Raw genomic sequence first — 14,503 nt, forward strand, 5'->3', positions numbered from 1 at the left:
TCCGACAACCGCTCCACCAGCAGCACACCCACACCCTCACCCCAGCCCGTGCCATCCGCGCCCGCCGCGAACGCCTTGCACCGGCCGTCAGCCGCGAGGCCCCGTTGCCGGGAGAACTCCACGAACAGCCCGGGCGTCGCCATCACGGTCACGCCGCCGGCGAGAGCCAGGTCGCACTCGCCACGCCGCAGCGACTGCACCGCCAGGTGCAACGCCACAAGCGACGACGAACACGCCGTGTCCACCGACACCGCCGGCCCCTCCAACCCCAACGCGTACGCCACCCGGCCCGACACCACACTCGCGGCGTTGCCCGTCCCCGCGAAGCCCTCCACCTCGTCCCCCGCCACCATCAGCAGGGCCCCATAGTCCTGACCATTCGTGCCCACGAACACCCCTGTTCGCGAACCCCGCAGAACCCCAGGCTCAACCCCTGCCCGCTCGACCACCTCCCACGAAACCTCCAGCAACAACCGCTGCTGCGGATCCATCGCCGCCGCCTCGCGCGGCGAGATACCGAAGAAACCGGCATCGAACTCGCCCGCCCCGTGCAGGAAGCCGCCCTTGTCGGCGTACGTGGTGCCGGGGTTGGCCGGGTCGGGGTCGTAGAGCCGGTCGAGGTCCCAGCCCCGGTCGGTCGGGAAGTCGCCGATCGCGTCGACGCCGTCGGCGACGAGGCGCCACAGCCGTTCGGGGCCGTCGACGCCACCGGGGTAGCGGCAGGCCGTAGCGACGATGGCCACCGGCTCGTCGTCGCCCACGGCGGCCGGGACGGCGGCGGGAGCCGCCCCGGCGTCGGCGCCGAAGAGGCCGGCGAGCAGGAAGCGGGACAGCACCACCGGGGTGGGGTGGTCGAAGACCAGGGTGGTGGGCAGCGCCTGCCCGGTGGCGGCGACGAGCCGGTTGCGCAGCTCCACGGCGGTCAACGAGTCGAAGCCGAGGTCGCGGAACGCGGTGGTCGCGCCCACGGCGGCAGCCCCGCCGTCGTGGCCGAGCACGTCGGCGGCGAGTTCGCGGACCAGGTCGGCGACAGTCTCCTCGCGGCGGGCCGGGGTCAGCGCGGCGAGGCGGCGGCGCAGCGTGGCCGCCGGGCCGTCGTCGCCGTCGTCGGCCGCGGCGCCGCCGTCGAGGGCGGCCCGCGCCTCCGGTACGCCCTCCAGCAGCGGCCGGCGGCGCGCGGAGGCGTACGCGGGGGCGAACCGGGTCCAGTCCACGTCGGCCACCGTCACTGTGACGTCGTCGTGGTCGAGGGCCTGCTGCAACGCGGCCACGGCGACGGCCGGGTCCATGGCGGGCAGGCCCCGGCGGCGCAGGTTGCGCTCGGCGTCCGCCGCGTGCATGCCGCCGTCGGACCAGGGGCCCCAGGCGATGGCGGTGCCGGCCCGGCCGTCGGCGCGCCGCCGCCGCACGAGCGCGTCCAGGTAGGCGTTGCCGGCCGCGTACCCGGCCTGCCCGCCACTGCCCCAGGTGGCGGCGATGGACGAGTAGACGACGAAGGCGTCCAGCTCCCGGTCGGCGAGCAGGCCGGCGAGGTGGGTGGCCCCGGCGGTCTTGCCGACTGTCACCTCGGCCAGCTCGGCGGGGGTGACCTCCGCCAGCGGGGTGGACTGCGCGACGCCGGCGGTGTGCACGACGGTACGCACCGGCGGGCCGTCGGACTCGACCCGGTCGAGCAGGTCGGCGAGGGCGGCCCGGTCGGCGATGTCGCAGGCGGCGACGGTGACCCGGGCCCCGAGGCCGGCCAGCTCGGCCTCCAGCTCGGCGGCGCCGGGGGCGTCGGGTCCGCGCCGGCTGACCAGCACGACGTGCTCGGCTCCGGCGGCGGCGAGCCAGCGGGCGGCGCGCGCGCCGAGCCCGCCGGTGCCACCGGTGATCAGGGCGGTTCCGGTGGGCGTGAACCGGCGCGCCGGCGGACGGTCGCCGAGGGCGGCGCGGACGAGGCGGCGGGCGAAGACGCCGGGGCCGCGTACGGCGAGCTGGTCCTCACCGGTCGAGCCGGTGAGGATCGCGGCGAGCCGGCAGGCGGCCCGGTCGTCGGGGTCGGACGGCAGGTCGACCAGGCCGCCCCAGCGGTGCGGCGCCTCGACGCCGACGACCCGGCCGAGGCCCCAGATCGCGGCCTGCGCCGGGTCGGCGAGCCGGTCGTACGAGGCGGCGGCGACCGCGCCCCGGGTGACCAGCCACAGCGGCGCCGTCACGGCGGCGTCGCCGAGCGCCTGCACGAGGGCGAGGGTGGCGGTCAGGCCGGGCAGGACGGTGCCGTCGGCGGTGCGTGGTTCCCCGGCGAGCAGGGACACGACGCCGGTGGGCTCGGTGCCGGCGAGGGCCGCCGCGAGGCCGGCCCGGTCGGCGTCCGGCTCCACGGTCAGTGGCAGCACGTCGGCGCCGGCGCCGGTCAGCGCGGACCGGACGGCCCGTGCCGCCGGGTCGTCGGCGTCGTCGGCGGGCAGCGCCAGAAGCCAGGTGCCGGCCAGCCGGGCGGAGGCGGGCTCGGGGGCCACCTGCCATTCCTCCCGGTACCGCCAGCCGTCGAGGACCGAGTGTTCCTGCCGCTGCCGCCGCCAGTCGGCGAGGACGGGCAGCAGGGTACGCAGCGACTCGGCGGCGGCGGTGTCGGTGACGGCGAGGGTGTCGCGCAGCGCGTCGAGGTCGGCGCGTTCGACGGCCGCCCAGAACCGGCGGTCGAGCGCGCCGGCCCCGCCCGTCGTGGTGTCGTCGGCGGGCGCCTCGGCCGGCACCCAGTAGTGCTGCCCCTCGAACGGGTAGGTGGGCAGGTCGACGAGCCGGCCGGCGAGGACGTCCGCCCAGTGCGGCGGGGTGCCGGCGACGTGCAACCGGGCGAGGGCGGCGAGCAGGGCACGGCGGTCCGGGCGGTCCCGGCGCAGCACCGGCACCACCACGGCGGAGGCGGCGTCGACGGCGTCGGTCTCGATCCCGGCGAGGGTCTCCTGGACGCTGGCGGTGAGCACGGCGTCCGGCCCGACCTCCACGAAGGTGCCGACGCCGTGGGCCCGCAGGGCGCGTACGCCGTCGGCGAAGCGGACCGCCTCCCGGACGTGGCGCACCCAGTAGCCGGGGTCGGTGAGCTGTGCCGGGTCGGCCAGCTCGCCGGTCACGTTGGACACCACCGGCAGGGTGGGGGCACGCAGGTCGAGGCGGGCGGCGACGGCGGCGAACTCGGCGAGCATCGGCTCCATCAGCGGGCTGTGGAAGGCGTGGCTGACCCGCAGCCGCCGCACCTTCACCCCCCGGCCGGTCCAGAGTTCCGCCAGCTCGTCGATGGCCGCCGCGTCGCCGGAGACGACGACGGCGTCGGGGCCGTTGACGGCGGCGACGGCGACCCGGCCGGTCAGCGCGGCGATCGACTCGGCGACCCGGGCCTCGTCGGCGGCCACGGCGAGCATCGCGCCGCCGGTGGGCAGGTCCTGCATGAGCCGCCCCCGGGCGGCGACGAGGGCGCACGCGTCGTCGAGGCTGAGCACGCCGGCCACGTGGGCGGCGGTCAGCTCACCGACGGAGTGCCCGGCGACCACGTCGGGGGCCAGCCCCCAGGAGCCGAGCAGCCGGTGCAGCGCCACCTCGACGGCGAACAGCGCGGCCTGGGTGAAGACGGTCTGGTCGAGCAGGTCGGCCTCGGCGGTGCCGGGCTCGGCGAACAGCAGCGGCTTCAGCGGCCGGGGCAGCCGGTGGTCGAGGTGGCCGCAGACCTCGTCGAGCGCCTCCGCGAAGACCGGGTACGCCTCGTACAGTTCCCGGCCCGCGCCGGCGCGCTGGGCGCCCTGGCCGGAGAAGAGGAACGCGACCCCGCCGCGGTCGGCGGCGGCGCCGGTGACCAGCCCGGGGGCGGGCCGGTCGTCGGCGAGGGCGTGCAGCGCGGCGAGCAGGCCGTCGCGGTCGTCGGCGAGCACGACCGCCCGGTGCTCCAGGGGCGAGCGGGAGACCGCCGAGGTCCAGGCGACGTCGGCCGGGCGCAGGTGCGCGTCGTCGGCGACGTAGGCCGACCAGCGCTCGGCCTGGCGGCGCAGCGCGGTGCGGGTGCGGCCGGTGAGTAGCACCGGCGCGGGCGCCACCGGGTGGTCCGCCTCGACGCCGGCCGGTTCGGGCTGTTCGAGGATGAGGTGGGTGTTGGTGCCGCTCATCCCGAACGACGAGACGGCGGCCCGTCGCGGCCGGTCCACGGCCGGCCACGGCGTGGCCTCGGTGACGAGGGTGACCGCGCCGGCGGCCCAGTCCACGTGCGGGGTGGGCTCGTCGACGTGCAGGGTGGCCGGCACGACGCCGTGCCGCATCGCCAGCACCATCTTGATCACACCGGCGATGCCGGCGGCGGCCTGCGTGTGCCCGATGTTGGACTTGATCGAGCCGAGCAGCAGCGGCGCGGCGTCGCCCCGCTCCCGGCCGTACGTGGCGAGCAGGGCCTGGGCCTCGATCGGATCGCCGAGGGTGGTGCCCGTGCCGTGCGCCTCCACCACGTCGACCAGGTCGGGGGTGAGCTTCGCGCCGGCCAGGGCCTGCCGGATGACCCGCTGCTGGGACGGGCCGTTGGGGGCGGTGAGGCCGTTCGACGCGCCGTCGGAGTTGACCGCCGAGCTGCGGATGACGCCGAGCACGGGGTGGCCGTTGCGGCGGGCGTCGCTGAGCCGTTCCAGCAGCAGCATGCCGACGCCCTCGGACCAGCCGGTGCCGTCGGCGGAGGCGGCGAACGACTTGCACCGGCCGTCGGCGGCGAGGCCGCGCTGCCGGGAGAACTCGACGAACGGGCCGGGGGTGGCCAGCACGGTCGCGCCGCCGGCCAGGGCGAGACCACACTCGCGCTGGCGCAGCGCCTGGCAGGCGAGATGGATGGCGACCGACGCCGACGAGCAGGCGGTGTCCACGGTGACCGACGGGCCTTCGAGGCCGAACGTGTACGCCAGCCGACCGGACACGACACTGGCGGCGGTGCCGGTCAGCACGTACCCCTCGACGCCGGGCGCCCGGTGCAGCACGGCGGCGTAGTCCTGCCCGGACGTGCCCACGAAGACGCCGGAGCGGCTGCCACGCAGCGACAGCGGGGCGATTCCGGCGCGTTCGAACAGCTCCCAGGTGACCTCCAGCAGCAGCCGCTGCTGCGGGTCCATGGCGACCGCCTCACGCGGCGAGATGCCGAAGAGCGCGGCGTCGAACTGCCCCGCGTCGCGCAGGAAGCCGCCGGCGGTGGTGTACGAGGTGCCGGCGTTGTCCGGGTCGGCGTGGTAGAGCCGGTCCAGGTCCCAGCCGCGGTCGGTGGGAAAGTCGCCGATGGCGTCCCCGCCGGACGAGACGAACTCCCAGAGCTCCTCGGGCGAGCTGATGCCGCCCGGGTAGCGGCAGCTCATCGCCACGATCGCCACCGGCTCGGACTCCTCGGCGGTGACCTCGCGCAGCCGTTGGCGGGTCTGCTGCAGCTCGGCGACGACCCGCGTCAGGTATTCGCGCAGCCGATCTTCGTCCGCCATGACATCTCGCTTTCTCGTGACACCACAGATCCCCGGGCGGCTCAGGAGAGCCCGAGGTCCTGGTCGATGAGGTCGAACAGCTCCTGGTTGCTGGCCGCCCGCAGCCGGCCGGCCACCTCGGCGGCGTCCTCCCGACGTTCCTCGGCGGCGCCGAGCCGTTCGAGCAGGCTGTGCAGGCGCATCGTGATCCGCACCCGGCCGATGTCGTCCGGGTCGCGCAGCGCGAGGGCGCTCTCCAACTGGTCCAGCTCCGTGAGGGTGGGCAGCGCCTCCACCGACACTTCGTCGAGCAGTTCGGCCCGCAGGTGCTCGGCCAGCGCCTGCGGGGTCGGGTGGTCGAACACCACCGAGCTGGGCAGGCTGAGCCCGGTCGAGCGGGCCAGCCGGCCCCGCAGCTCCACGGCGGTGAGCGAGTCGAAGCCGAGGTCCCGGAAGGGCCGCCCGGCCTCCACTGCGTACGGGCTGTCGTGGCCGATGACCTCGCCCGCGGCGGTGCGGATGAGATCGACCAGCAGCCGTGCCTGTTCGGCCTGCGACAGCTCGCCGAGCCGCTTGCGCAGTTCGCCGGCGACGTGGTCGCCGCCCTCGGCGTCGGCGCGCGCCGCCGCGGCCTGGGCGGCCACCTCGGCGATCTCGCTGATCAGCGGCCGGGGCCGGGCGGAGGCGAACACCGGCGCGAAGCGTTCCCAGTCGATGTCGGCGACGGTGAGGGCGGTGTCGTCGCCGTCGAGGCCGGCGCGCAGGGCGGCCATCGCCGGTTCCCGGTCGAGCAGGGACACCCCGCGCCGGCTCATGGCCGCCGCGTGCGCGTCGGTCACCATGCCGCCGCCGGCCCACGGTCCCCAGTTCACCGAGAGGTGCCGGGCCCGCCCGGCCGGCCGGGACTGCGCCCAGGCGTCCAGGAAGGCGTTGCCGGCGGCGTACGCCCCGTGGTCGCCGACGCCCCAGACGGCTGCGATGGAGGAGAAGTGCACGACCAGGTCGAGCGGCTCCGGGTCGAGGAACTCGTCGAGGTGCCGTGCGCCGGCGATCTTTCCGGAGACGACGTCGGCGAGTTCCGCCTCGGTCACGGCGGTGACCGGGGCGAGCCGGCCCACCCCGGCGGCGTGCACCACGGCGTGCACGGTCTCACCGTCGGCGCGCAGCCCACGGACCAGGTCGGCGACCGCGTCCCGGTCGGCCAGGTCGCAGGCCAGCACCCGCGCCTCGGCACCGAGGGCGGCCAGTTCCGCCACCGCCTCGTCCGCGCCGGGGGCCGTCGCGCCGCGCCGGCTGACCAGCAGCAGTCGCCGCGCGCCGTGCCGGGCGAACCAGCCGGCGGCGTACCGGCCGACGGCGCCGGTGCCGCCGGTGACCAGGACGGTGCCCGGCGCCTGCCAGCCGGCCGGCGCCTCGGCGCGGGGCGCGCGCTCCAGCCGCCGCAGGTACGTCCCGGAGTCGCGCACCGCGAGCTGGTCCTCGTCGCCGGCGGCGGTGAGGGCCGCCAGGACTCCCTCGGCGGCGGCGGTGTCCAGGGTGGCGGGCAGGTCCAGCAGGCCGCCCCAGTGCCGGGGGTGTTCCAGCGCGGTCACCAGGCCGAGGCCCCACGTGGTGGCCTGGGCGGGGTGGGCGACGGGGTCGTCGGCGCCGGTGGACACGGCCTGCCGGGTCAGCAGCCACAGCGGCACCGGTGGCAGGGCGTCCGTGACCGCCTGCACCAGGGCCAGGTTCGCGGTCAGGCCCAGCGGCACGGCCGGGCGGTCGGGGTGCGCCCGCTCGTCGAGGGCGAGCAGCGACACGATCCGGGTGGGCGCCGGGGCGGCGAGCTGCCCGGCGAGCGCGCTCCGGTCGGTCGTCGCCGGGTCGACGGCGAGCTGCCGCACGGTGCCGCCCCGCGCGGTGAGCAGTTCGGCGAGCCGGTCGACGACCGGCTGGTCCGTACCGCTGTGCACCAGGGTCCACGTGCCGTCGACGGCACCCGCGACGAGCGCCCGCGGGCGCCAGGTGATCCGGTAGCGCCAGCCGCCGGCGAGGGTGTCCTCCTGCTGCTGGCGCCGCCACCGGTCCAGGTCCGGCAGCAGTTCCCGCAGCGGCCGGTCCGCGTCGAGGCCGAGCCGGCCGGCGAGCGCGTCGCCGTCGCCGGATGCCACGGCCCGCCAGAACGCCGAGTCGACGTCGTCGTGCGCGGCGGCGGGGGTGTGGGTCGCCGCGGCGTCGAGAGTCGGCCAGAACCGCTGGTGGGCGAACGCGTACGTGGGCAGGTCCACCGGGGCGGCGGCGGGCAGCAGTGCCGGGAAACGTACGGGCACGCCGTGGCAGTGCAGCCGGGCCACCGCGCCGAGCAGGGTGGCCACCTCGTCCTGGCCGGGCCGCTGCACGCCGGTCACGACGACCGGCGCGTCCACCGGCAGCGCGTCGGCGGTCAGGGCGGTCAGCACGGTGTCCGGTCCGATCTCCAGGAACCGGGTCACCCCGTGGGAGTACATGTGGGTCACGGTGTCGGCGAAGCGGACCGCCTCGCGGACGTGGCGGACCCAGTAGTCGGGTGTGCAGAGCTGCTCGGGGTCGACGACCGTGCCGGTCAGGTTCGACACCAGCGGCACCGTCGGCGGGGCGTACGACAGGGTCGCCGCGACGGCCGCGAACTCGGCGAGCATCGGCTCCATCAGCGGGCTGTGGAAGGCGTGGCTGACCCGCAGCCGCTTGGTGCGTACGCCGAGGTCGGTGAAGTGGGCGGCCAGTTCGGTCAGCACGTCTTCGGCCCCGGCGACGACGACGGCGGCCGGCCCGTTGACGGCGGCGACGGCGGGCTGTCCCGGCGTGCCGGACAGGGCCCGCAGCACGTCGACCTCGGGCGCGGCGACGGCGAGCATCCCGCCGCCGGGTGGCAGGGCCTGCATCAGGCGCCCCCGGTTGCCGACGAGCGCGCAGGCGTCGGCCAGGTCGAGCACCCCGGCGACGTGGGCCGCGCTGATCTCCCCGACCGAGTGCCCGGCCACGAAGTCGGGCCGGATCCCCCAGTGTTCGAGCAGCCGGAACAGCGCCACCTCGACCGCGAAGAGCCCGGCCTGGGTGAAGACGGTCTGGTCGAGCAGGTCGGCCTCGGCGGTGCCGGGCTCGGCGAACAGCACCGTGCGCAGCGGCCGCGGCAGGTACGCGTCCAGGTGCTGGCACGCCTCGTCGAGGGTCGCCGCGAAGACGGGGAACGTCTCCCACAGGCGTCGGCCCATCCCGGCGTGCTGCGCGCCCTGGCCGGAGAAGAGCGCCGCCAGCGCGCCGCCGGGCTCGGCGGCGCCCCGGGTGAGCCCGGGGTGGTCCTGCCCGGCGGCCAGGGCCCGCAGGCCGGCGAGGGCGGCGTCGGCGTCGGCGGCGAGCAGCACCGCGCGGTGCCGCAGCGGGGACCGTCCGGTGGCCAGTGCCCGGGCCGCGTCGGCGGCGGGCGTCCCGCTGCCCGGCAGCCAGTCGGCCAGCCGGGCCGCCTGTGCCCGCAGGCTGTCGGCGGTGTCTGCCGATACGAGCCACGGCAGCAGCGGCGTCCCCTCGGCGGCGCCGAGCGTGCCGCGGCTGGAGCTGGTGGTGGGCGCGTCGGCGCCGGCCGGACGGGCGGCGCCGGTGTCGGCCGGGGGCGTGGCGGGCGCCTGTTCGAGGATGACGTGCACGTTGGTGCCGCTGACCCCGAACGACGACACGCCGGCGCGGCGCGGCCGGTCCACGTCCGGCCACGGCTGCGCCTCGGTCAGCAGCGCGACGGCGCCGGCCGACCAGTCCACGTGCGGCGACGGCTCGTCCACGTGCAGGGTGGGCGGCAGCAGGTCGTGCTGGAGGGCCAGCACCATCTTGATCACGCCGGAGACGCCGGCGGCTGCCTGGGTGTGGCCGATGTTCGACTTCACCGAGCCGAGCCAGAGCGGCCGGTCGGCGGGGCGCTGCCGCCCGTACGTGGCCAGCAGGGCCTGCGCCTCGATCGGGTCGCCGAGCCGGGTGCCGGTGCCGTGCCCGTCGACGGCGTCCACGTCGGCGGCGCTCAACCGCGCGTTGGCCAGCGCCTGGTTGATCACCCGCTCCTGCGCGGGCCCGTTGGGGGCGGTCAGGCCGTTGCTGGCGCCGTCCTGGTTCATCGCCGAGCCGCGCACGACGGCGAGGATCCGCCGGCCGTCGCGTTGGGCGTCGGAGAGCCGCTGCAACATCACCAAGCCGACGCCCTCGCCCCAGCCGGTGCCGTCGGCGGCCCCGGCGAACGACTTGCACCGGCCGTCGAGGGCGAGCCCCCGTTGCCGGGCGAACTCCAGGAACGGGCCGGGGGTGGCCATCACCGTCACGCCGCCGGCGACCGCGACGTCGCACTCGCCCTGCCGCAGGGACTGGCAGGCCAGGTGCAGCGCCACCAGAGACGACGAGCAGGCGGTGTCGACGCTGACGGCGGGGCCCTGCAACCCGAAGTGGTAGGCCAGCCGACCGCTGATGACGGCGGCGACGTTGCCGGTGGCCTGGTAGCCCTCGGTCTCGACCCGGGCGGCCATCAGCAGCGTCGCGTAGTCCTGGCCGTTGGTGCCGACGAAGACGCCGGTGTTTGTCTCCCGCATGTCGGCGGGCGCGGTGCCGGCCCGCTCGAACAGCTCCCAGGCGCTCTCCAGCAGCACCCGTTGCTGCGGGTCCATCACCATCGCCTCGCGCGGGGAGATGCCGAACAGGGCGGCGTCGAAGCCGGCGGCGTCGGTGAGGAAGCCGCCCTCGCGCACGTACGAGGTGCCGGGCCGGTCGGGATCGGGGTCGTAGATGGCTGCCAGGTCCCAGCCCCGGTCGGTCGGGAACTCCGCTATGCCGTCGCGTCCCTCGGCGACGAGTCGCCACAGGTCCTCGGGGCCGGCGACGCCGCCGGGGTAGCGGCAGCTCATCGAGACGACGGCGATCGGCTCGTCCAGCGCGGTGGCGGCCCGCACGGGCTCGGCCGCCGGGGTGTCGTCGCCCGCGAGCCTGCCCGCCAGGTGCTCGGCGAGGGCGTCGGGCGTCGGGCGGTCGAACACCAGGGTCGCCGGCAGGTTCAGCCCCACCGCCTCGGCGAGGCGGTTGCGCATCTCGACGGCGCTGAGCGAGTCGAAGCCGATCTCCCGGAACGACCGGTCCGCCGCCAGCGCCTGCGGCGAGGACAGGCGCAGCACCGCCGCCGCGTGGACGCGTACGAGGTCGAGCAGGACCCGGCGGCGTTCCGGGGCGGCGAGGCCGGCCAGCCGGCCGCGGAGCGGGGACGCCGCGTCGGGCGTGCCGCCGTCGCGCTGCCCGGCCGCCAGCAGCCGGGCCGCCTCGGGAATGTCGGCGATCAGCGGCCGGGGGCGGGCCAGCGTGTAGGTCTGCAGGAACCGGTCCCAGGCGATGTCCGCCACGGTGAGCGTGGTGTCGCCGTGGTCGAGCGCCTCGGCCAGGACGGAGACCGCGAGGTCGGGGCGCATGGCCCGGACGCCCGAGCGGAACATCTGGTCGGCGGCGCCCTCGGCGTCGACCATGCCGCCGCCGTCCCAGGCGCCCCAGGCGATGGCGGTGGCGGCCCGTCCGCGCCGTCGCCGGTCCTCGGCGAGCGCGTCGAGGAAGGCGTTGGCGGCGGCGTAGCCGCCCTGGTGCCCGCCGCCCCAGACGCCCGCGCCGGAGGAGAAGAGCACGAACGCCGACAGTTCGTCGCCGTACGCCTCGTCGAGGTTGACCGCGCCCGCCACCTTGGCCCGCAGGGCGTCGGCGAGGTCGGCGACGTCGGTGGCCGCGACGGGCGCGGCGTGGGCGACGCCGGCGGTGTGGAACACGGCCCCGACGCGGGTGCCCTGCCCGGCGAGCCGCCCGACGAGGGCCCGTACGGCGGCCGCGTCGGCGACGTCGCAGGCGGCCACGGTGACTGTGGTGCCGGCGGCGCGCAGTTCGTCGGCCAGCTCGTCGGCGCCGGGCGTGGCGGGGCCCTGGCGGCCGGTCAGCACCAGCTCACCCACGCCCTCGCGGGCCAGCCAGCGGGCCACCTGGGCCCCGATGGACCCGAGGCCGCCGGTGACCAGGACGGCGCCGCTGGCGGGACGCCAGTCCTGCGTCGCGGTGCGCTCGGCGCGGGCGCGGACCAGTCGCCGGGCGAACACCCCGGAGGGGCGCAGCGCCAGCTGGTCCTCCGCGTCGACGCCTGCCAGCACCGCCCCGAGCCGGGCCCGGTCCCGGGGGTCCAGCTCGGCGGGCAGGTCCAGCAGTCCGCCCCAGCGGTCCGGGTGTTCCAGAGCGACCACCCGGCCGAGCCCCCAGAGCATCGCCTGGCGGGGGCGGTCGAGCTGGTCGGCGCGGCCGGTCGAGACCGCGCCGGTGGTGGCGCACCACAGCGGGGCGGTGACGCCGGTGTCGCCGAGGGCCTGGACCAGGGCGTACGTGGCGGCGAGACCCGCCGGGACGACCGGGTGGGCCGGGTGCGGCGCGTCGTCCAGGCCGAGCAGGGAGAGCACTCCGGCGACGGGCCCGCCGGTACGCGCCAGCCGCTCGGCCAGCGCCGGCCGGCCCGTCTCCGGCACGTCGATCCGGACGACCTCGGCCCCGCCCTCGCCCAGCGCCCGGGCGACGCCGTCGACCAGGGGGTGCTCGGCTTCGGCGGCCGGCACGACCAGCAGCCACGTGCCGGCGAGGGTGGCCTCCGGCGCGACGGCCAGCGGCTTCCAGGTCACCCGGTAGCGCCACGAGTCCACGGTGGACTCGTCGCGGCGGCGCCGGCGCCAGGAGGACAGCAGCGGCAGCGCGGGGTCGAGGGAGCTGACCGTGGCCTCGTCGATGCGCATGGCGGCGGCCAGGGCAGACGCGTCGGCGCGTTCCACTGCCTCCCAGAAGTGCCGGTCCGCCTCGTCGGTGCCGGCGGGGGCGGGGGCGGTCGCCGCCGTCGGCTGCGGCCAGTAGCGCTGGCGCTGGAAGGCGTACGTGGGCAGCGGGAGCGGCGGGCCGGTGGGGGCGCCCAGGATCGCCGTCCAGTCGACGGGCACGCCGTGCACGTGCAGCCCGGCGAGGACCGTCAGCATGCGCTGCCAGCCGCCAGCCACGGTGTCGTCGGCGGCCACCACGACGGCGTCGTCGGCCCGCGCGCTCTCGCGGATGCCGGCTGCCAGCACGGTCGCCGGGGCAGCCTCGAGGAGGATCCGGTGGCCCTCGTCGAGCAGGGCGCGTACGGCCGGTTCCGCGTCGGCGTCGGCGGTCAGGTCCCGGTACCAGCGGGCGGCGTCGAGGCCGTCGGTGTCGACCGGGCCGCCGGTCGTCGCCGGGTACAGCGGCACCTCGGCCGCCCGGAGGGTGATGCCGGCCAGCGCGTCCGCGCCGTCCTCCGCCGGGCGGGCGAGGGCGATCGTCCTCGCCGCGTCCTCCAGCGACAGCGCGCCGGCCACGCAGGCGGCCGCGAGCGCGCCGTGAGCGTGCCCGAGCACGGCGGCGGGTCGTACGCCGAGGGAGCGCCACCAGCGTCCCAGCGAGACGGCCACGGCCCACCGGACGGCCGGCGCCACTTCGGGGTCGGCCGGGGTGGGGGCGCCGTCCGCGCCGCGCAGCACGGCGGCGAGCGACCAGTCCACGTGGGGGGCGAGGGCCGCGTCGCAGGCGACGATGGCGGCGGCGAACTCCGGTGCCCGGTCGAGCAGCTCGACGGTCGCGGCGGGCCACGGGTCGCCGTGGCCGGGGAAGACGAGGACCGGGTCGGCGGCGCGCGCCGCGACGCCGGTGACGGCGGCGGTGGCCTCGCCGAGGTGGAACGACTCCAGGGCCCGCGTCAGGTCGACGGTGTCGCGGCCGAGGACGACGGCGCGGTGGTCGAACGTGGCCCGGGTGGTGACCAGGGCGCGCGCGACGTCGGCCGGCGCCAGCTCCGGGTGTGCCGCGAGGTGCGCGCCCAGCCGGGCCGCCTGGTCGCGCAGCGCCGGGGTGTCCACGGCGGAGAGCACGAGGGGTACGAGGTCGGCGCGCGGCCGGTCGGTGGGCCGCGCGCCGACCGTCTCGGCGGGCGGCTGCTCGATGATCACGTGCGCGTTGGTGCCGGAGATCCCGAACGACGACACCCCTGCCCGACGCGGCCGGCCCATCCGCGGCCACGGCGTCGGCCCGGTAGCGAGGGCGACCGCCCCGGCCGTCCAGTCGACGTGCGGGGATGCCTCGTCCACGTGCAGCGTCGCCGGGACGACGCCGTGGCGCATCGCCAACACCATCTTGATCACACCGGCCACACCGGCTGCCGCCTGCGTGTGCCCGATGTTCGACTTGATCGAGCCCAGCCAGAGCGGCCGGTCGGCGGGCCGGTCCTGCCCGTACGTCGCCAGCAACGCCTGCGCCTCGATCGGGTCACCCAGGGTCGTGCCGGTGCCGTGCGCCTCCACGGCGTCCACGTCGGCGGTGGTGAGCCGCGCGTTCGCGAGGGCCTGCCGGATCACCCGCTGCTGCGACGGGCCGTTGGGGGCCGTCAGCCCGTTCGAGGCACCATCCTGGTTCACCGCCGTGCCCCGCACCACGGCGTGGATCCGCCGGCCCTCCCGCTGCGCGTCGGAGAGTCGCTGCACGAGCAACACGCCCACACCCTCGGACCAACCCGTACCGTCCGCCGACGCCGCGAACGACCGGCAGCGGCCGTCGGCCGACAGGCCACGCTGCCGCGAGAACTCGATGAACGTGCCGGGCGTCGCCATGACGGTCACGCCACCGGCCAACGCCAGATCACACTCGCCACTGCGCAACGCCTGCGCGGCCAGATGCAACGCGACGAGACTGGACGAACAGGCGGTGTCCACCGTGACCGCCGGGCCCTCCAAGCCGAACGTGTACGCCACCCGACCCGACAACACGCTGCCCGACGTACCCGTACCGACGTATCCCTCCACCTCGTCGGCCAACCCCATGAGCTGCGACGCATAGTCGTGATACATCACACCCGCGAACACACCCGTCCGGCTGCCCCGCAACTGCTGCGGATCCAGCCCGGCCGACTCGAACGACTCCCACGACGCCTCCAGCAGCAACCGCTGCTGCGGATCCATCGCCAGAGCCTCACGCGGCGAGATCCCGAA

At 76.8% G+C, this 14,503-nt stretch carries 2 protein-coding genes; both read right to left on the minus strand.

The genetic code is table 11. The features are described 5' to 3' along the window. Positions 1 to 5,522 (minus strand): type I polyketide synthase (locus tag C569_RS0128690; protein WP_369754151.1); only part of this gene is annotated, 5,522 nt, incomplete at its 3' end. After that, the coding region (locus C569_RS31430) for a type I polyketide synthase (protein ID WP_018789156.1) at positions 5,519 to 14,503 on the minus strand (8,985 nt) is incomplete at its 5' end. The genes C569_RS31430 and C569_RS0128690, both read right to left, overlap by 4 nt.

Origin of the sequence: Micromonospora sp. CNB394, assembly GCF_000374985.1 — a bacterium.
In the GTDB taxonomy this organism is placed as follows: Bacteria; Actinomycetota; Actinomycetes; order Mycobacteriales; family Micromonosporaceae; genus Micromonospora; species Micromonospora marina.